19 protein-coding genes are annotated in these 18,848 nt (G+C 67.8%); 14 read left to right on the top strand and 5 right to left on the bottom strand.

Going from position 1 to position 18,848, the window contains the following annotated elements; genetic code table 11:
* The first annotated feature begins 2 nt into the window (after positions 1-2).
* From C4S73_RS02750 to lpxK, 3 genes are read left to right on the top strand one after another with little or no spacing between them, the layout of a single operon-like run.
* Positions 3-743: a lysophospholipid acyltransferase family protein gene (locus tag C4S73_RS02750; RefSeq protein WP_103870906.1), complete on the top strand. Its 741-nt coding sequence runs from the start codon at positions 3-5 to the stop codon at positions 741-743.
* Complete coding sequence (locus C4S73_RS02745) at positions 740-2,044, top strand: 3-deoxy-D-manno-octulosonic acid transferase (protein ID WP_103870905.1); 1,305 nt, start codon at positions 740-742, stop codon at positions 2,042-2,044. The genes C4S73_RS02750 and C4S73_RS02745 overlap by 4 nt, the downstream gene beginning before the upstream one ends.
* Positions 2,044-3,060, top strand: coding sequence for a tetraacyldisaccharide 4'-kinase (gene lpxK / locus C4S73_RS02740; RefSeq protein ID WP_103870904.1), 1,017 nt, complete (start codon positions 2,044-2,046; stop codon positions 3,058-3,060). The genes C4S73_RS02745 and lpxK overlap by 1 nt, the downstream gene beginning before the upstream one ends.
* On the opposite strand, the gene C4S73_RS02735 is transcribed toward lpxK, so the two are convergent.
* Complete coding sequence (locus C4S73_RS02735; RefSeq protein WP_103870903.1) at positions 3,031-3,252, bottom strand: DUF2093 domain-containing protein; 222 nt, start codon at positions 3,250-3,252, stop codon at positions 3,031-3,033. The two genes, lpxK and C4S73_RS02735, sit on opposite strands and share 30 nt — an antisense overlap.
* Before the next feature lie 56 nt (positions 3,253-3,308).
* On the opposite strand from C4S73_RS02735, the gene C4S73_RS02730 reads away from it, so the two are divergent.
* On the top strand, positions 3,309-4,175 hold the full coding sequence (locus C4S73_RS02730) for a dienelactone hydrolase family protein (RefSeq protein ID WP_244595406.1): 867 nt from the start codon (positions 3,309-3,311) through the stop codon (positions 4,173-4,175).
* A 12-nt stretch (positions 4,176-4,187) separates the two neighbouring features.
* Here C4S73_RS02730 and xseA read toward each other — a convergent pair whose 3' ends face one another.
* Positions 4,188-5,714 carry an exodeoxyribonuclease VII large subunit gene (gene xseA / locus C4S73_RS02725; protein WP_103870902.1) on the bottom strand — a complete coding sequence of 509 codons (1,527 nt, stop codon included), beginning with the start codon at positions 5,712-5,714 and terminating at the stop codon, positions 4,188-4,190.
* 127 nt (positions 5,715-5,841) lie between these two features.
* On the opposite strand from xseA, the gene purD reads away from it, so the two are divergent.
* The 5 genes from purD to C4S73_RS02700 are packed head-to-tail and all read left to right on the top strand — an operon-like array spanning position 5,842 to position 9,665.
* Positions 5,842-7,122: a phosphoribosylamine--glycine ligase gene (purD, locus tag C4S73_RS02720; protein ID WP_103871259.1), complete on the top strand. Its 1,281-nt coding sequence runs from the start codon at positions 5,842-5,844 to the stop codon at positions 7,120-7,122.
* Positions 7,123-7,180: 58 nt separating this feature from the next.
* Entirely contained in the window at positions 7,181-7,435 is a 255-nt protein-coding gene (locus tag C4S73_RS02715) for a type II toxin-antitoxin system VapB family antitoxin (RefSeq protein ID WP_103870901.1), read from the top strand.
* Positions 7,435-7,854: a type II toxin-antitoxin system VapC family toxin gene (locus tag C4S73_RS02710; RefSeq protein ID WP_103870900.1), complete on the top strand. Its 420-nt coding sequence runs from the start codon at positions 7,435-7,437 to the stop codon at positions 7,852-7,854. Before C4S73_RS02715 ends, C4S73_RS02710 begins: the two co-directional genes overlap by 1 nt.
* Positions 7,851-8,765, top strand: coding sequence for an alpha/beta fold hydrolase (locus tag C4S73_RS02705; RefSeq protein WP_103870899.1), 915 nt, complete (start codon positions 7,851-7,853; stop codon positions 8,763-8,765). Before C4S73_RS02710 ends, C4S73_RS02705 begins: the two co-directional genes overlap by 4 nt.
* A gap of 27 nt (positions 8,766-8,792) precedes the next feature.
* On the top strand, positions 8,793-9,665 hold the full coding sequence (locus C4S73_RS02700) for a patatin-like phospholipase family protein (RefSeq protein ID WP_103870898.1): 873 nt from the start codon (positions 8,793-8,795) through the stop codon (positions 9,663-9,665).
* Here the strand turns inward: C4S73_RS02700 and C4S73_RS02695 are convergent.
* The gene (locus tag C4S73_RS02695) at positions 9,625-10,371 is read right to left on the bottom strand and encodes an ArsR/SmtB family transcription factor (RefSeq protein WP_103870897.1); all 747 of its coding nucleotides are present in this window, start codon (positions 10,369-10,371) and stop codon (positions 9,625-9,627) included. The genes C4S73_RS02700 and C4S73_RS02695 overlap by 41 nt on opposite strands.
* A gap of 144 nt (positions 10,372-10,515) precedes the next feature.
* On the opposite strand from C4S73_RS02695, the gene C4S73_RS02690 reads away from it, so the two are divergent.
* The 3 genes from C4S73_RS02690 to C4S73_RS02680 all read left to right on the top strand — a co-directional run bounded on the left by C4S73_RS02690 (position 10,516) and on the right by C4S73_RS02680 (position 13,354).
* Positions 10,516-11,259 carry a sulfite exporter TauE/SafE family protein gene (locus tag C4S73_RS02690; protein ID WP_103870896.1) on the top strand — a complete coding sequence of 248 codons (744 nt, stop codon included), beginning with the start codon at positions 10,516-10,518 and terminating at the stop codon, positions 11,257-11,259.
* Between the two features lie 113 nt (positions 11,260-11,372).
* Positions 11,373-12,014, top strand: a complete 642-nt coding sequence (locus C4S73_RS02685; protein WP_103870895.1) for a DedA family protein — start codon at positions 11,373-11,375, stop codon at positions 12,012-12,014.
* Between the two features lie 227 nt (positions 12,015-12,241).
* A complete protein-coding gene (locus C4S73_RS02680) occupies positions 12,242-13,354 on the top strand; it encodes an NAD(P)/FAD-dependent oxidoreductase (protein ID WP_103870894.1) in 1,113 nt (370 codons plus the stop codon).
* Between the two features lie 117 nt (positions 13,355-13,471).
* Here C4S73_RS02680 and C4S73_RS02675 read toward each other — a convergent pair whose 3' ends face one another.
* Complete coding sequence (locus C4S73_RS02675) at positions 13,472-13,936, bottom strand: nucleoside deaminase (protein WP_244595405.1); 465 nt, start codon at positions 13,934-13,936, stop codon at positions 13,472-13,474.
* A 778-nt stretch (positions 13,937-14,714) separates the two neighbouring features.
* Here C4S73_RS02675 and C4S73_RS02670 point away from each other — a divergent pair.
* Complete coding sequence (locus C4S73_RS02670; RefSeq protein WP_425290311.1) at positions 14,715-16,370, top strand: pseudouridine synthase; 1,656 nt, start codon at positions 14,715-14,717, stop codon at positions 16,368-16,370.
* Between the two features lie 12 nt (positions 16,371-16,382).
* The gene (rsmD, locus tag C4S73_RS27830) at positions 16,383-16,943 is read left to right on the top strand and encodes a 16S rRNA (guanine(966)-N(2))-methyltransferase RsmD (RefSeq protein ID WP_146071254.1); all 561 of its coding nucleotides are present in this window, start codon (positions 16,383-16,385) and stop codon (positions 16,941-16,943) included.
* Between the two features lie 3 nt (positions 16,944-16,946).
* On the opposite strand, the gene mutL is transcribed toward rsmD, so the two are convergent.
* Positions 16,947-18,752 carry a DNA mismatch repair endonuclease MutL gene (gene mutL, locus C4S73_RS02665; RefSeq protein ID WP_103870893.1) on the bottom strand — a complete coding sequence of 602 codons (1,806 nt, stop codon included), beginning with the start codon at positions 18,750-18,752 and terminating at the stop codon, positions 16,947-16,949.
* Positions 18,753-18,848 lie beyond the last annotated feature (96 nt).

The raw sequence follows: 18,848 nt of genomic DNA, 5'->3' as shown, positions 1-18,848 counted from the left end.
ATATGGGCTTTTCGATACTCAAGACACGCGTGGCGCAGGAAGCGCTCGGCCGCTTGCTGGCCGGGTATCTCAAGCTTGTGCGCCGCACCAACCGGATCGTCGTCGAGCCCGCCGACATCTATGACCGCGTGCGCCCGGATCTGCCCCTGATCATCGCCATGTGGCACGGCCAGCACATCATGATCCCGTTCGCGCGCCCCGAATGGATGCCCGCCTGTTCGCTGGTCTCACGTCATGGCGATGGCGGCTTCAATGCGGTCGCCCTGCGCGAGCTTGGCATCGGTGCCATTCGCGGCTCCGGCGCTCTTGGCCGCAAGGTCAGGGAAAAGGGCGGCGCGAGCGCCTTCCTCGCCATGGTCCGGCGGCTGGCAGCGGGCGACACGATGGTGCTTACCGCCGACATTCCCAAACGCGCCCGCGTCGCCGGCCCCGGCATCATCGCGTTGGCGCGGGCTTCGGGGCGCCCGATCCATCCGATCGCCGTCGTCACCAGCCGGCGCATCGACTTCAACAATTGGGACCGCGCCTCGATCGGGCTGCCATTCGGGCGCGGTGCGATCGTCGTGGGCGACGCGATCCGCGTCGATCGCCATGCCGACGACGCAACCTGCGAAACAGCGCGTCTTGCGCTCGAAGCGAGCCTCGACGCCGTCCATGCCCGCGCTTATGCGCTGATCGGCAGCAAGGACCCCGGCGCCGGATTGCGGCAGGCGCAGCCTGCCCTCACAGGCAAGCCGGCATGATCGGCAAGGGATCCATCCTGACGGGCTACCGCCTGTTGACCGCGCTGTTCGAACCTGCGGCCGCCGGCCTGCTGGTCTGGCGGCGCCGGCGCGGCAAGGAAGATCCCACGCGGCTTGCCGAACGCCGCGGCTATCCCGGCGTAAAGCGCCCCAACAAGACGCTGGTCTGGCTGCATGGCGCCAGCGTCGGCGAGACCGTGACGCTGCTGCCGCTGGTGGCGCAATTGCAGAAGCGCGGGCTGGCGGTGCTCGTGACATCGGGCACCGTGACCTCGGCACGGCTCCTTGCGGCGCGGCTTCCGGCCGGCGTCATCCATCAATATCTGCCGCTCGACGTCCCCCGCTACATGCGCCGGTTCCTGGACTACTGGCGCCCCGAGCTGGGGCTGATCTGCGAATCCGAGATCTGGCCCAATCTGCTGATCGAGGCGCGCAGGCGCGCTGTTCCACTCGTTCTGGTCAATGCGCGCATGTCCAAGCGCTCCTTCGCGCGCTGGTACAAGACGCCCCAGACCTCCCGCTTCCTGCTGTCCTGCTTCGAATCCTGCCTGGCCCAGTCGAAAGGCGATGGCGAGCGGCTGGCCCAGCTCGGTGCGCCGCGGGTCAGCATCGCCGGCAACCTCAAATTCGACGTGCCGGCCCCGCCGGCCGACGCCAACACGCTGGCGATGCTCGACGGACTCACCACCGGCCGTCCGGTCTGGATCGCCGCCAGCACGCATCCCGGCGAAGAAGAGCTGGTGATCGCAGCCCATCTCGGGATCAAGCCGCATCTGCCGAAACTGTTGACCATCATCGTGCCGCGCCATCCGCAGCGCGGCATCGAGATCGAAGCGCTGGCGCAGGCGAACGGCATAGCAGTCGCGCGCCGAGCCTCCGGGGACATGCCGGAGCGCGATGTCGAGGTCTATATCGCCGACACGGTCAACGAGCTCGGCCTGTTCTACCGCCTGTCGCAGGTGGCTTTCCTCGGCGGCTCGCTCGTGCCGCTGATCGGCGGCCATAATCCGATCGAGCCCGCCAAGCTCGGCTGCGCCCTGCTGCACGGGCCGTATGTCCACAACAACGCCGAGATCTTCGCCGCCTTCGACCAGGGCGGCGGCGCACGCGAAGTCGCCGATGCGCAGGCGCTGGCCGGTGCCGTGCATCGCTGGCTCAGCGACCCCGCGAGCGCAAGGCAGGCGGCGCGTGCCTCAGCCCAGACGAGCACGCAGCTCGGCGGCGCGCTGGGGCGGACCATGCAGGCGCTCGAGCCGTTGCTGATGCGCATGGCGCTGGGCCAGCGCGACAGCAGCCTCTGATGCGTGCGCCGCGCTTCTGGTGGCGAGCGACGCCTGGAGCGCTGGCCTGGCTGCTCTGGCCGCTGGGATGGCTCTATGGCGCGATCACGCTGCGGCGCATGCAGGGCACCGGCAGCGAGGCCGGAGTGCCCGTTATCTGCGTCGGCAATTTCGTCGCCGGCGGCGCCGGAAAGACCCCGACCGCGATGGCGCTCGCAGCGCTCCTGGCGCAACGCGGCGAGACGCCGTTCGTATTGATGCGCGGCTATGGCGGCGCGCTTGCAGGACCGGTGGAGGTCGACCCCGCGCACCATGCCGCGGGCAATGTCGGCGACGAGCCGCTGCTGATGGCAAGACATGTCCGCACGATCATCGCGCGAGACCGTCCGGCCGGCGCGGCCTTCGCCAGAGCGCTCGGGGCCAGCGTGATCGTGCTGGATGACGGCTTGCAGAACCCGGCGCTCACCAAGACGCTGCGCCTTGCCGTCGTCGACGGCGCGAGCGGGGTCGGTAATGGCCTGTGCGTTCCCGCCGGCCCCTTGCGTGCGCCGGTTGGCGGCCAATTGGCGTCAACGGATGCGGTCATCGTCATCGGCGCCGGAGCACCGGGCGAAGCCGTCGCGGCAATGGCGCGCTCGCGCGGCGTGGCGGTGGTAAAGGCGCGTCTCGAACCGGCGACCGAGGCCAAGGCCCGGCTGAAGGGCCAAGCCGTGATCGCGGTTGCGGGCATCGGTCGCCCCGATAAATTCAGCACCACATTGCGCGAGGCCGGCGCGCATGTCGTGGCGGAGCGGGCCTTCGCCGATCATCACGCCTATGACGCGGGCGATGTCGCGGCGATGATCGCCGACGCGAAGGCGCGCAATTGCCTGATCGCAACGACGGAAAAGGATTTCACCAAGCTCGGGCCGCTCTGGCCCCCGGCCGAACGCGACAGGCTCGTCGTGGTGCCGGTCACCCTGGTCTTCGAGAAGCCGGCACAGATCGCCGCGATCGTCGCGGCAGCCTTAGGCCCGGCCCGCGCGGCGCAACCTTAGCTGGACGGCCTCGGGGGAGGCATAGGCTTCCTGCCAGTCGACAGACCAGTAGCGCAGCTCTTCCAGGCGGATCGGCGCACCCGTCACCGCGCAGCGCACGAAGGCGCCCGGACGCACGACGCGGAACTCGCCATGACCGTAATCGAGGGTCGCTTCTGGGCCTGGAACCGGAGGGCGTTCGCTGATGTTCATCGGGATTGCATCGAAACCGTTGATTGTGAAACGAAATATCAGGATAGTTAGAGTTTGTGATAGCGTTCCGGCCGATGATGTCCAGTCCCTTGCGCCTCGCGGCGGCCGTGATCGGCCTCGCACTGCTCCATGTCAACGCCGCCCAGGCCGGCGGTTACGAGCGCGTGCATATCCCCATGGATAACGGGCATCTCGATGGGGTGCTCTACAGGCCGGCTGGACCGGGTCCGTTTCCGGCAGTCGTCGCCTTGCATGGTTGCGGAGGTCTGTGGCGCGATAATGGCAAGCTCTCGATGCGGCACGCCGATTGGGGCGAGCGGCTTTCCGATCAGGGTTTCGCCGTCCTGATGCCTGACAGCTACGGCTCACGCGGGCTCGGCTCGCAATGCGGCGTCAAGGAACTGACGGTCCGGGCAAGTCGGGAGCGCGTCGCGGACGCTGGGGCCGCGCGGCGCTGGCTGCAGACGCGCAGCGACATCCGCCCGAACATGATCGCGCTGCTCGGCTGGTCGGGCGGCGGCTCGACAGTCCTTGCTGCAATCCGTAGGGATCGCCGACCGGGCGACGACAAGCCAGATTTCACCCGGGCGGCTGCCTTTTACCCGAGCTGCCGGATACAGTCGGAATCGCCGAGCTTCGCAGCGCGCATGCCAACCCTCATCCTGATGGGCGATGCCGACGACTGGACGCCCGCCGCTCCCTGCGGCTACCTCGCGAAGGCCGCGCAGGCGCGCGGCGAAAAGGTCGAGCTCGTCGTCTATCCCGGCGCGCTGCATGATTTCGACCACCCCCGGCTCGACGTCAAAGAGCGCAGCGACATCGCCTATTCTGCGACCGGAACCGGCAAGGCGATGGTCGGCACCAACCCGGCCGCGCGGGAAGATGCGCTGAAGCGCGTCAGCGCATTCCTCAGAGGGCATTGAGGCCTCAACCTTTCAGAACAGATCGCCCTGCGAGGTTTTGGGCAGCTCCTTGCGCGGCAGGCGGGCCGCTTTCGGCGGCGCTTCACCGCCTCCGGCCACCGTCACATCGAAACGGCCATCGCTGACCTGAACGCTCAGCAGATGCCCGGGCTGCGCCTGCGCCACGCCACGCAGCAGCGTGCCGGCCTCGTCACGGACAAGCGCATAGCCACGCGCCAGCACCGCATCGGGACCGAGCGAGCGCACCAGCGCCCAGAGCGAACCCAGTCGATCGCGGCGGCGGCCGATATTCTGCGCGAAGGCGCGAGCGGCGCGCTGGGCGAGATCCTCGACACGTTCTCCGGCGCGCGAGACTCGCAACCTTTCCGCGCGCAGCAGGGCGTCACGGCCAGCGCGCAGGCGGTTCGACAGCCCATCGAGCCGGGCCGCATAGCCGGCGAGCCGAGCTGTCGGCGAATGCCGGCCGAGCCGCTGCGCCACGCCTGCCAACCGCATCTCATGAGCCCGCGCATTGCGCGCCAGAGCCGGCGCCAGCCGCGTCGCGGCGAGGTCCAGCCGCTGGCGCGGCGCGGAGAGCACAGCCTCGGGCCCCGGCAAGGCACGGGCGAGCGCGCGCAGATCGCCGCGGCGACGATCCGACAGGCGGCGCATCGCGCCCGCCTGTCGGCGCGACAGATCGGCGACCATCGCCATCAGCTCGGCCCGGACGGGGACGACCTTCTCGGCGGCGCCGGTCGGCGTCGGCGCGCGCAGGTCGGCGGCATGGTCGATCAGCGTCCAGTCCGTCTCATGGCCGACGGCCGAGACGAGCGGGATCTGCGAATTCGCGGCGGCGCGGACGACGATTTCCTCGTTGAAGCCCATCAGGTCTTCAAGCGAACCACCGCCTCGTGCGACGATGATGACATCTGGCCTCGGGATACGCCCGCCTACCGGGAGCGCGTTGAAACCGTTGATCGCGGCTGCGACCTCGGCCGCGCTGGTCTCGCCCTGCACGCGCACCGGCCAGACCAGGACATGGCGCGGGAAACGATCCTCCAGGCGGTGCAGGATGTCGCGGATGACCGCGCCAGTCGGCGAAGTGACGACGCCGATGACGCGGGGCAGATAGGGGATGAGCTGCTTGCGCTCTTCGGCAAACAGGCCCTCGGCGGCGAGCCGCTTGCGACGCTCCTCCAGCAACGCCATCAACGCCCCGGCACCGGCAAGCTCCAGCGAATCGATCACGATCTGGTAGCTCGACTTGCCGGCGAAGGTGGTGATCTTGCCGGTGGCGATCACCTCCAGCCCTTCCTGCGGCCGGGTCTTGAGGCGACCGAAGACGCCTTTCCAGATCACCGCATCGATCTTGGCGTTGACGTCCTTCAGCGAGAAATAGACGTGGCCGGAGGCGACCGGGCCGCGATAGCCTGAGATTTCACCACGCACCCGCACGAAGCCGAAGGCATCCTCCAGCGTTCGCTTGAGTGCGCCGGAGAGATCGGAGACCGACCATTCGGGGGCATTGGAAGGGAGGGTGTCGGGCGACTCGGTGTCCATCGCGCGACCATAGCGGCGCGGGCGCGATAGCTGAAGCGTTGCTCCGGGCGCGGACGAGGGTTATTGCGCCCTTTGCACGATGAGGGTGCGGCTCAACGCAGATGGCCGGACCGGCGGAGACAACGCGATGAAGATTCTTCTGATCGGTTCGGGCGGACGCGAGCATGCGCTTGCCTGGGCGATATCGGCCTCCCCGCTCTGCGACCGGCTCTACATCGCTCCGGGCAATCCCGGCACGGCGCAATGCGGCGAGAACGTCGTGATCGATATTGCCGACCATCAGGCTGTGGCGAGCTTCTGCAAGCTGCGAGGGATCGAATTCGTCGTCGTTGGCCCCGAGGGGCCGCTGGTCGACGGCATCGCAGACGCTCTCTCGGCCGCCGGCATCAAGGTCTTCGGCCCGTCGAAAGCGGCAGCCCAGCTCGAAGGCTCGAAGGCCTTCACCAAGGAGCTCTGCGCACAGTTCAATATTCCGACAGCGGGCTTCGGCCGCTTCAGCGACGCCGTCAGCGCCAAGGCCTATGTCGCCGCCCAGGGCGCGCCGATCGTGATCAAGGCCGACGGGCTCGCTGCCGGCAAGGGTGTGGTCATGGCCGAAACCCTGGCCGAGGCTGATGACGCGATCGAGATGATGTTCGCGGGCGGGCTGGGCGCGGCTGGCGCCGAGGTCGTGATCGAGGAATGGATGATCGGCGAGGAGGCGAGCTTCTTCGCCCTTTGCGACGGCACGCATGCGCTGGCCCTGGCTTCGGCGCAGGATCACAAGCGGGTCGGCGACGGCGATACAGGCCCCAACACCGGCGGCATGGGCGCCTATTCGCCCGCCCCCGTGATGACACCGGCGCTGGAAGAGCGGGTGATGGTCGAAATCATACGCCCGACGCTTGCCGGCATGGCCGAGCGAGGCACCCCATTCAAGGGCGTGCTCTTCGCCGGGCTGATGATCACCGCGCAGGGGCCAAAGCTGATCGAATACAATGTCCGCTTCGGCGATCCGGAATGCGAGGTGCTGATGCCGCGCCTGCGCAGCGACATCGTGCCGGCCCTGCTGGCCTCCTGCGACGGCGTGCTCGATGCAGTCGACCTGCGCTGGTCGGACGAGGCGGCGCTGACGGTCGTGCTCGCAGCCAGGGGCTACCCTGCCTCTCCGGAGAAGGGCAGCGTCATCCGGGATGTCGAGAAGGCGGAGGCCCTGGACAAGGTTCTGGTCTTCCATGCCGGGACCAAGCAGACGGCCAGCGATCTCGTTGCCGATGGCGGGCGCGTGCTCAATGTCGTCGGCCTCGGCAAAAGCGTCGGCGAGGCTCAAGACCGCGCCTATGCGGCGGTCGACGCGATCGACTGGCCGGAAGGCTTTTGTCGCCGCGATATCGGCTGGCAGGCAGTAAAGCGCGAGCGCGAAGGCTGACAGAAGGCTCCGCGCAGTATATACTGGGACACTACCGATATATACCCTGGAGGCCGAAATGGCGGTGCTGATCAAGGACCCGGAAGCCGACCGGATCGTGCGAGAGTTGGCGGCACGCACGGGTGAGACAATTACTGAGGCCGTGAAGATCGCGGCCGCCGAAAGACTGACGCGGCTACCACCGCAAAGAGGCCGCATCGACAAAGCGAAACTGGAGCAAACCCTAGCCAGAATCCGATCCTATCCGAGGATCAACGACCATCTGACCGATGACGAGATCATTGGATATGACGAAAATGGCTTGCCTTCCTGATGGCCTCGCCGGTTGTCGTCGATAGTTCCGCCATCATCGCGATCCTCCGGGGCGAGTCGGAGAGTCCGGATTTCCAGGCGGTTTTGAACGCGAGCGCAGGCAGCTTCTGCTCGACGGTCACCTTCGTCGAGAGCTACATGGTCGCGACAAGCCGCAACGCAGGCTCTCCGCCAGAACTTCATGCCGAGTTGCTCGACGATCTCGGGATTGCCACAGTGCCGCTTGACCAAGCACAGGCAATGGCAGCTTCAACCGCCTTCCTCCGCTTCGGCAAGGGCCGCCACCCGGCCCGCCTCAACATGAGCGATTGCTTCTCCTATGCTCTGGCGAAATCGCTGAACGCCCCTCTCCTCTTCAAGGGCGACGATTTCAGCCGGACCGACATCGCCTCCGCCCTCGTTACGGGAGCCCGTCCATGAGCAATCTCGATTCCCTCTTCCCCGGGTTCAAGGCGCATTGGATCGACGGCCCCATCGGCAAGATCTTCGCCCGCGTCGGCGGCGAGGGGCCGCCGCTCGTGCTGATCCATGGCTTTCCGCAGACCCATGCCGAATGGCACAGGCTCGCGCCGGAGCTGGCCAAGACCCACACGGTCGTCTGTCCCGACCTGCGCGGCTATGGCTGGTCTGCGGCGCCGCATGGCGACGGCGGCAAGGAAACCTATTCCAAGCGCGGCATGGGCGAGGACATCGTCGCGGTGATGCAGGCGCTCGGACATCTGCGCTTCGCAGTCGTCGGCCATGATCGCGGGGCGCGGGTGGCATATCGCCTGGCGCTCGACCATCCCGGCCGTGTCGAACGGCTGGCGCTGCTCGACATCCTGCCGACGCTCTCGATGTGGGAGGGCATGAGTGCAGCGCGCGCCATGGAGGTCTATCACTGGACTTTCCTGGCCCAGCCCGAGCCCGTGCCCGAGAACCTGATCAAGGCCGATCCGCTCGGCTGGCTCGATCATACGATCGCAAGCTGGACGCGCGCCAAAAAGCTCGACGTTTTCGATCCTCTGGCCCTGAAGGCCTATGGCGAATCCTTCAACGACCCCGCTCGCATCCACGCGGCCTGCGAGGATTATCGCGCCGGCGCGACCACGGATCTCGATCATGATACGCAGGACCGGGCGGCCGGAAAACGCATCCTGTGTCCCACGCTGATCCTGTGGGGCGATGGCGGGATTCCGGCGAAGGGTTCAAGCCCGCTCGATGTCTGGCGCGAGAGTTTTGCTCCACAAGCCGAGGGCCAGGCCATCGCCAGCGGCCATTTCCTGCCCGAGGAGAACCCGTCGGCGACGCTGGCTCTTCTCGAACCTTTCCTGGCGAAGACCGTTGCCTGATACCGGCCGCAGGCCCAAAGTCGCGCCATGTCTCAGCCTGCCCTACTTGCGATACGTCAGCCCGAACGGCGCGAGCCGGAGCTTGCTCTGGTGCTGGGCGCCGGCGGCGCGCGCGGGCTGAGCCATATCCCCGTGCTCGAAGCGCTCGACGAGCTCGGCATCAAGCCAGCCCTGATCGTCGGCTGCTCGATGGGCGCGATCGTCGGCGCAGCCTACGCCGCCGGACTATCCGGCAAAGAGCTGCGGGAGCATGTCGCGCTGACATTCCGCGACAGGGCAAGGGTGATCGCGCGGCTGCTCGACGCCCGCGTCGGCAAGTTCACGGATCTGATGCGCGGCCTCGGCAACCCCGTGCTGATCGATGGCGAGCGGATGCTCGACCTGTTCTGGCCGGAAGCCGTTCCGGACCGTTTCGAGGAATTGAAGACGCCTTTCGCGGCGCTGGCGGCCGATTATCATCTCCACGCCGAAGTCTCGCTGTCGAGCGGTCCGCTGACGCCGGCAGTGGCGGCATCGCTGGCGATTCCCGGTCTGATCCGGCCGGTCGTCATCGACGGGCGCGTGCTGATCGATGGTGGGGCGATCAACCCCCTGCCCTATGATCGTCTGCTGGCGCCGGGACGTATCGTGATGGCGGTCGACACCAGCGCTCCGGCGACCGTCAGCGACAGCCGCATCCCCGAGCCGCTGGAGGCGATGGTTGGGGTCAGCCAGATCCTGACGCGCTCGATCGTTCAGCGCATGATCGAACGCCAGCCGCCCGATATCCTGATCCGCGCCGGGGTCGACGGCATCGGCGGGCTCGATTTCTTCAAGGCGCAGGCAATCCTGGATGCGTCCGAGCCGGTCAAGGACGAGGTCAAGCGAGCGCTGGCTCGGGCTTTCGAGAAGCGGGCCTGAGCGCTTCGGGCTCGTCGCAGCGGAAACCCGGCAGAGCCCTGGTCAAGGCCACCCTGCCCTCTTCGGTCAGAACGACGGCACGGCTGTCCTTCTTGCGGCGCACCCATCCGGTCTCGAAGCAGCGGCAGGCCAGAGTCGCGGCGAGATGCCCCGCCAGATGCGGCCGTCGTTCGCTCCAGTCGAGGCACGGCCGCAAGGCGGCGCGGCGCCCCTTGCTGGCCTGTACCGGTTCGATGCCGAGCGCTGCGAATACCGCCTCGCCCGATCCGGTAAGACCATAGCCGCCTTCGCTGACCGTGAGGTGGCCGCCGGAGACCAGCGCATCATGGATGCCGATGCCGAGCCGGCCGGCGAAATGGTCGTAGCAGGTCCGCGCCTGGCTCAACTCCTCGCCGACGCGCGACGGCAGGCGACGACGCGACGGCTCCATGCCGGCCAGCACCATCAGGCCTTCGAGCGCCGCCGCAACCTCAGGCCCCGCCAGCCGGTAGTAGCGATGGCGACCCTGCACGGTGACCGCGAGCAGGGCGCCCTGCATCAGCTTGGCAAGGTGGCCGCTCGCCGTCTGCGGCGCGACGCCAGCCAGCCAGGCCAGTTCCTTGGCCGTCAGCGCGCGCCCGTCCATCAGGGCGTGCAGCATGTTGGCGCGAGCGGGATCGCCCATCAGATGGGCGATTTCGGCGAGATAGGGTCCGTTGGTGCTCATTTCAGTCGTCTCCTACGACCATGCTGGCAGTCGTCTCCTACCACCATCTTGCGCCATCCATGGTGCCGGGCAAGCGGGAACGATACGGCCACGGCCGTAGCATCGACCGGAGACAAAGGCGCGCGCCGATGCCACAAGCGAGCCATGGACAGCACAACTCTCATTCTCTTCATCGCCGCCACCTTTCTGCTCGCCGGTTTCGTCAAGGGCGTCATCGGGCTGGGCCTGCCGACCATCGCGGTCGGCATTCTCGGCGTGGTCATGGCGCCCGCACAGGCCGCGGCGCTGCTGGTGGTGCCCAACCTGATCACCAATGGCTGGCAGATCGCGACCGGGCCGGGCCTGAAGGCGATCGCCTTGCGGCTCTGGCCGATGCTGGCCGGCATCTGCCTGGGCACATGGGCCGGCGCCGGCCTGCTCCAGCAACAGAAGGACGGCTCGGCCACGCTCTGGCTCGGCGTCGCGCTGGTGCTCTACGCGCTAGTCGGGCTCAAGGCGGCGAAGCTGCGCGTCCCGGCAAAGGCGGAAAGCTGGTTGGGGCCGATCATCGGCATCACGACCGGTATCGCCACCGCCGCCACCGGCGTCTTCGTGCTGCCGGCCGTGCCCTATCTGCAGGCGCTCGGCTTCGACAAGGACGAGTTGGTCCAGGCGCTCGGCATCTCCTTCATCGTCTCGACGCTGGCCCTGTCGATCGGACTGATCGGCGCCGGTGCGCTCGATATCGGCGTCGCCCAGAATTCGCTGCTGGCCCTGCTCCCGGCACTCGCCGGCATGTCCGTGGGGCAGTTCATCAGGCAGCGGATCTCGGCTGCGACCTTCAAGATGTGCTTCTTCGCCGGGCTTTTGCTGCTGGGCGGGTATCTGGTGGTGCGGGCGTTGGGATGAGGTAGGTCTCGGCGAGGCGCGGTTTGGGCTCTTGTTCCCTCGACTCCGCGCCCGCTGACGGTGGTCGGCACTGCTGCTACCATCCGGCCACCGACCGGAAGGGCGCGCCGCCGATGTCACCCATTTGGATTCAGGAGCTGATCCAGAGCTATGGGCTATGGGTGGTCTTCGCAGTGGTGATGCTTGAAAGCATTGGCGTGCCGATGCCCGGAGAAACCGTGCTGCTGACGGCGGCCCTCTACGCTGGCTCCACGCATCACATCGATATTCTCGCGGTTTTGAGCGTTGCCGCTGCTGCCGCCATCATCGGCGACAATATCGGCTATCTCATTGGCCGGTCGATCGGGCTGCCCTTGATCGTCCGTTACGGCAAATACGTTCGCCTCGACGAGGGCCGGCTCAAGATCGGCCAGTATCTGTTCTTGCGGCATGGCGGCAAGATCGTCTTCTTCGGCCGTTTCGTCGCCTTCCTCCGGGCCTTCGCTGCCCTCCTCGCCGGAGCCAACCGCATGCCTTGGCCGCGCTTCCTGCTCATGAACGCGCTCGGAGGGATCGTCTGGGCCACATTGTTTGGCGGCGCGGCCTATCTGTTCGGCGAAAAGATCAAGCTCGTCGCGGGGCCGGCAGGGCTGCTTATCCTCGCCTGCGCAATCGCCTTGGTTGCGGCAGGCATCGTCTTCCTACGACGGCACGAGAGGGAATTGGAAGCGCAGGCGAGGGCTGCCCTGTCGTCGTCATCGACGTCTCGACCTTGAGCGTTGCGGGCAATTGGGATTGCCAGACAACGCTGGGATTTGCTGGCAGCGAGGTCTGCAATCGACCCAAGTCGGACCTCGCGCATGTCTGCTGGCAAGCAGCCTGGCCGGTGCGCTAGCCTGTTGATCTGGGTAGGTGCCCTTCTGTCATATCGCGGTCACCTGTTTTTGCTCTTTCTGCTGGCTTGCCTAGGCTAAAAGCCGATCATAGTGAGCCCGCCGAATTAATGCCGAACCAACAGAAGCGCCGCGTCGCCATCGTGGGGGCCGGCATCATCGGCGCCTCTATCGCCTATCACCTTGTTCAGCGCGATATCGATGTGTGCGTCGTCGAAAGAGGACCGGGTCCTGCGTCGGGCACGACCGGTAACGCCTTCGGCTGGGTCAACACGCTCTTTGTCGATCCGTCCGACCAAGAAGTCTTAGCGCTGCGCCGCGCTGCCACGGCCGAGTACGAACGCCTCGCCGAACAGTTGCCAAGTGCGTTCCAATACATGCGCCGCGGCTCGCTGTTGTGGAAAAGCGAGCCTGACGAAACCGAGAGCCTCGTCGAGGTGCTTCGGAAAGAGGGCCTGGACGTGGAACTCATCGCGCGAGCCGAGTTCGTGAGGCGCGAGCCGCTCATCCGAAATGTGCCTGTATGCGCGCTTGCGTCGCCCAAGGACATGGCCTTGCAGCCGCCAGCCTTGGCCTCAGCCCTGATGGCGGCTGCGGTCGAGCGTGGCGCGAAGTTCTTCGCAAACAGTCGGGTCACCAGCCTTCACACCTCCAACGGTGCCGTAACCGGCCTTATCATCGGGGGCGAGACGGTCGAGTTCGATCTCGTCGTCCTGGCTGCCGGAGCGTGGACCGAGGAACTGTTGCGGCCGCTCGGTTTGTCGCTCGGCCTTCTTGTCTCGCCAGCACTCCTGCTGCGCTACTCCTCGGATCGGCAGCTGCTGTCGCACATCATCAAAAGCCCAGAACTGGAGATAAGGCAGTTACCGGACAACATGATGCTCGTCGCCAAAAGCCTGAAAGACCCGTTGCCGGACACCTCAGCCATCGATGGCATGGGGCTGGAGATGCTGATGCGTATTCGCGAACTCGTTTCGGGTAGCGAACGCATTGAGTTCGAGGACGGCGTCATCGGTCATCGCCCAGTGTTTTCAGACAACCTTCCCAGAACGGGTTATGCTGACGGCTGCAAGGGGCTCTACTTCGCCGTTGGTCATCCGGGGGTGATACTGGCGCCGCTCCTGGGTCGTCTCGCGGCGTCTGAAATCGTCGATGGCATCCCTCCGAGCGGCTTTGAGCATGCCGACGGGTCGCATTTGAGGAGATCATACGCTGCGACTTGATAGGTAGCTGGTCTGAGCGGCGGACCGAAATTGCCAGCGTCCGGTTCCGGGCAAGCCCTCGACTTCCGCTTCCCACCCATAGCAGTCCGCCGACCTTACGGCGCTAGATCGCACGTCCTAACGCTTCGCCCTGAAGAACTCCCGCAGCAACCCCGCCGCTTCGCTCTCGCTCAGGCCGCCATAAACCTCGGGCGCATGATGGCAGGTCGGGCTGGCATAGAGCCGCACGCCGTTCTCGACCGCGCCGCCCTTGGGATCGCCCGCGCCGAAATAGAGCCGGCGGATGCGGGAGAACGAGATCGCCGCCGCGCACATCGGGCAGGGTTCGAGGGTGACATAGAGATCGCAGCCGACGAGCCGCTCGCTGTCGATCGCTTCGCAGGCCAGGCGCAGCGCCAGCATTTCGGCATGGGCGGTCGGGTCCTTGAGTTCCAGCGTGCGATTTCCCGCGCGGCTGAGCACCGCGCCGTCGCGCATCACGACAGCGCCGACCGGCACCTCGCCACGCGCGGCTGCGCTGCGAGCTTCGTCCAGCGCAAGCGCCATCGCGTCGATCGTCGGCATCGGCCTCAATTGCGTCATCGAACCTCAGCTTTGGCGCTCGCAGGGGCCGGGGGGGTCTGCTACAAGCGCCGGCTATAGCAAAAATTCGGGCATGTCCTTTTCGCAAAAGAGCATTCCACTTTTGCGGAACATGTCAGGAGCGGTGATGAGCGACGATAACAACCAGAAAAGCCGGGGCCCGCGCAAGGGCGGCGGCACCGGCGGCCGTGGTGGCGGCAAGGATGGCGGTTCTCGCGGCGGCGGCTTCGGCCGTAGCGCAGACGGCCGCGGCCCCGCGCGCTCCGGCGCGTCGGCGGGTGGCGAACGCAAGCCGTTCCGCAGCCGGCCCGAAGGCGGCGAGCGCCCCCCGCGTGCCAGCGAGGGCGGTGATCGCCCGTTCCGCGCCCGGCCCGATGGCGAGCGTAGCTCAAGCCGACCTCCGCGTGAGGGCGGTGAGCGACCGTTCCGTGCCAGGCCTGATAGCGAGCGCAGTTCGAGCAGGCCTCCGCGCGAGGGCGGCGAGCGGCCGTTCCGCGCAAGGCCCGAGGGCGAGCGCAGTTCGAGCAGACCTCCGCGCGAGGGCGGCGAGCGGCCGTTCCGCGCAAGGCCCGATGGCGAGCGCAGTTCGAGCAGGCCGCCGCGCGAGGGCGGCGAGCGGCCGTTCCGTGCACGGCCCGATGGCGAGCGCAGTTCGAGCAGGCCTTCGCGCGAGGGCGGTGCTCCGCGCGGGCCGCGCTCCGACAGGCCCGAGCGTTCGCGCGGCGCCAGCGAGCGGCCCCGGCATGCGCGCGAGGCGGATCCGGCCACCGAAGCGAAACTGCTGCCTTCGCTGATCCAGGAGCCCGAGCGCATCGCCAAGGTGATGGCGCGCGCCGGCGTTGCCTCGCGCCGCGACAGCGAGGCGATGATCGCTGAAGGCCGCGTCAGCGTGAACGGCAAGGTGCTGGAAAGCCCCGCGCTGGATATCGGCCCCGACGATGTCGTGCTGGTCGATGGCGAGCCCTTGCCGGCCCGCGAGCGCACACGGCTTTGGCTCTATCACAAGCCCCGTGGGCTGGTGACGACCAATCATGACCCCGAAGGCCGGCCGACCGTCTTCGACGCCCTGCCGGAAGACCTGCCGCGCGTGCTCTCGATCGGCCGGCTCGACATCAACACCGAAGGCCTGCTGCTGCTGACCAATGATGGCGGTCTGGCGCGGATGCTGGAGCTGCCGGAAACCGGTTGGCTGCGGCGCTACCGCGTGCGCGCCTTCGGCTCGATCACGCAGGACAGGCTCGACACGCTGCGCGATGGCGTCACCATCGAGGGTGTGAATTACGGCCCGGTGGTCGCGCGTTTCGAGCGCGAGCAGGGCGCGAACACCTGGCTGGTGGTCGATCTGCGCGAGGGCAAGAACCGCGAGGTCAAGACGGTCCTCGAACATCTCGGCCTCGTCGTGAACCGGCTGATCCGGGTCTCGTTCGGGCCGTTCCAGCTTGGCGACCTGTCCGAGGGCGAGGCCGACGAGGTCCGCTCGCGCGTGATCCGGGATCAGCTCGGCGAGGATCTGATCGCCCGGGCCGGCGTCGATCTGGAAGCGCCGCGCCGCGACGAGATGCCGGCGGCCAAGCCGCCTGCGAGCAGCGAGAGCCGGCGCGCGCCCGGTGGAGACGACCGTCAGCGCCGCCGTGACGGGGCAGAGCGCGGCGACCGCGGCAGCGATGTCGTGCGCACGCCGTCGCAGGACGATCGCAGCGAGAAGCCGTGGAAGCGCACCGTCTGGCGCGATGCCGAGGCCGAGCCGCAGCGCGAGCGCAAGGCGCCGCCAAGGCGCGGCGCCGACCCCAAGCTTGAGCGCCAGACACGCGAAGCGACAGGCCAGGTCGAGCGCAAGCGCGGCAAGGCGATCGCCGATCCCAAGGGCCGCCGCGTGCTGGTCGAGCGCGTCAGCTCAACCGCGAGGGATGAGGCTCCGGCCCGCGAGCGGCCGCCTTCCCGCAAGCCACGCGACGAGCGCGGTGGGGCCGACACGCGCGCGCCGCGCTCTTTCGACCGGGCGGCTGGTGGCGAACGGCCGCCGCGCCGTCCCCGCGACGAGGGTGCAGGGGGACGCGACCGCGCCGATGAGCGGCCCTGGCAGGACAGCGCGCCGCGCGGAGACCGCCCGGAACGTGCCCCGCGTGAGGGTGCGGAGCGCCCCGCGCGCCGCTTCACCGAGCGCAGTGGCGACGACAAGCCACGCGGTCGCAGCTTCGGCGACAAACCGGCCGGCCAGAGCTATGCGGCGCGCTCGAGCCAGCGGCCTGCTGGCCGCAGCGCCGGTGGCGAGCGCAGCGGCGGCAAGCCGTCTGGAGGAAAACCCGCCGGTGGCCGGCCGTTCGGCGGGAAACCAGGCGGTGGGCGTCCTTCCGGTGGTGGGCGTCCTTCCGGTGGTGGGCGCCCTGGCGGTCGCCCCAGCGGTGGTGGCCGTCCCGGCGGCAAGCGTGACTGAGGCTTAAGCGATATGCGTATTGTCGGCGGACGCTTCGGCGGGCGGCCGCTCGTCGGGCCCAAGCCGGGGATCGGGACCATTCGCCCGACCTCGGATCGCCTGCGGGAATCGCTCTTCAACGTGCTGGCGCACGCCTATGACGACGTGGTCGAGGGCGCGCGCGTGCTCGACCTTTTCGCCGGCACCGGCGCGATGGCGTTCGAGGCCCTGTCGCGCGGTGCGGAATTCGCGCTGCTGGTCGATGACGGCACCGAAGCGCGTGGGCTAATCCGGGAAAACCAGATGGCGCTTGGCCTTGCGGGCCACAGCCGCGTCTTCCGGCGCGATGCGACGAAGCTCGGCGCAATCGGCCCGATGGCGCCTTTCAGCCTCATCTTCTGCGATCCGCCCTATCGCAAGGAGCTGGGCGAAAAGGCGCTGATCTCTGCGCGCGACGGAGGGTGGCTGACGAAGGACGCGCTCGTCGTCCTTGAAGAAGCGACTGGCGTGGAGATCACCTTGCCTGAGGGCTTCGAGACGTTCGAACGACGCGACTATGGCGAAACGCAGGTCATGATCCTGCGCGCTGAGTAGCGCTTACCGCCGCCCGAACAGCCGTTCGATATCCGACAGTTTCAACTCGACATAGGTCGGCCGGCCGTGGTTGCACTGGCCGGAATTGGGCGTGACTTCCATTTCACGCAGGAGCGCGTCCATTTCCTCGGGCCGCAGGCGCCGGCCGGCGCGCACCGAATTATGGCAGGCCATCGTCGCCAGCACATGGTCGAGGCGGCGCTCCAGCGAGCCTGCAGTGCCATGCTCGGCCAGCGCATCGGCGACATCGCGCACCAGCTTCTGGAGATTGCCGCCGGCAAGCTGGCTCGGCGCCTCGCGCACCAGCACCGCGCCCGGACCGAAGGGCTCGATGCCGAGCCCCAATGTCGCAAGCTCGTCTGAGGAGGCATTCAGCCGGTCGGCATCGACCGGGTCGAGTTCGACGACCTCGGGCAGCAGCAGTGCCTGCCGGGCTATGCCGGTTCTGGCGCGCTCGGCCTTCAGCCGCTCATAGACCAATCGCTCATGAGCGGCATGCTGATCGACGATGACCACGCCCTCGCGCGTCTGGGCGACGATATAGGTCTCGTGCAACTGAGCTCGCGCAGCGCCAAGCGGCCGATCAAAAGCGTCCGGGGCCGGCTCGGCCGCATGGGCGCGAGCATCGGCGGAGGGGGCGGCGAAACCCTCGAAACCGTGCTGCGGAACTGCTCCAAACCCGTCCGAAGGCAGCGGCCAGGCGGGCACTGCGGCAAAATTCGGCCGGGGTACGGAGAGGTTTCCCGAGCCGCCGGAAAAGACCGCGCGGAAGGCCTCCAGCGTTCGCGCGCCACCCGTCGTCGTGGCGCGGTGGCCGGCCTCGGCCAGCGTCGCCTTCAGTCCGGAAACCACAAGCCCGCGCACCAAAGCCGGGTCGCGGAAGCGCACCTCGCTCTTGGCCGGGTGGACGTTGACGTCGACCAGACGCGGCTCGCAGAGCACGTCGAGGAACAGCACGGGATGGCGGTCGGGGGGGACGACGTCGGCATAGGCGCCGCGCACCGCCGAGAGCAGCAGCTTGTCACGCACCGGCCGGCCATTGACCGCCAGATGCACGCCCGCCGAGGTGCCGCGATGAAAGGTCGGCAGGCCGACAAAGCCGGTGATGCGGAAGCCTTCGCGCGCGGCGTCGAGCTTCAGCGCGTTCTCGGGGAAATCGCGGCCGAGCGCACGGCCAAGCCTGCGCAGCTGGCCATCTTCGCCCAGCGCCTCGGCCGCCCAGTCGAAGGGGCTGACATGCTCGCCCTCCAGAGCGAAGCGGATCGCGGGATGGGCGATGGCGAGGCGCCGCAGCATGTCGGAAACGGCCTGCGCCTCGGCGCGGTCGCTCTTCAGGAATTTGAGGCGGGCCGGGGTGAAGGCGAAGAGATCGCTGACCTCGATGCGCGTGCCGGGCGCCGCCGCGACCGGGCGCACCACGCCCTTCTCGCCCGCCTCGACCACGAGCCCGTGGCCATGGGCTGAATCATGCCGGCGGGTGGCGATCGAGAGCCGCGCGACCGAGCCGATGGAAGGCAGGGCCTCGCCGCGAAATCCGAGCGAGTTGATCGCGAACAGGTCGCCATCCGGCAGCTTCGAGGTGGCGTGACGCTCGACCGCGAGCACCAGATCCTCGGGCGTCATGCCGGCGCCGTCATCGACGACGCGGATCAGTTCGCGCCCGCCGGCGGCGATCGTCACCGTGATCGCGCGGGCGCCGGCGTCGATCGCGTTCTCGACCAATTCCTTCACGGCAGCAGCCGGCCGCTCGATCACCTCGCCGGCGGCGATGCGGTCGACGAGAACAGGATCGAGGCGGCGAACGGTCATGGCTTCAAAGCGCTCTCGTCATTCTCGGGCGATGCGAACCGCAGACCCCGGAGAATCTCTTGCAGGAGATGCTCGGGACAAGCCCGAGCATGACGC

It is taken from the genome of Allobosea lathyri, from assembly GCF_900108245.1.
In the GTDB taxonomy this organism is placed as follows: Bacteria; Pseudomonadota; Alphaproteobacteria; order Rhizobiales; family Beijerinckiaceae; genus Allobosea; species Allobosea lathyri.
This window is presented reverse-complemented; position numbering and strand designations above follow the sequence as displayed.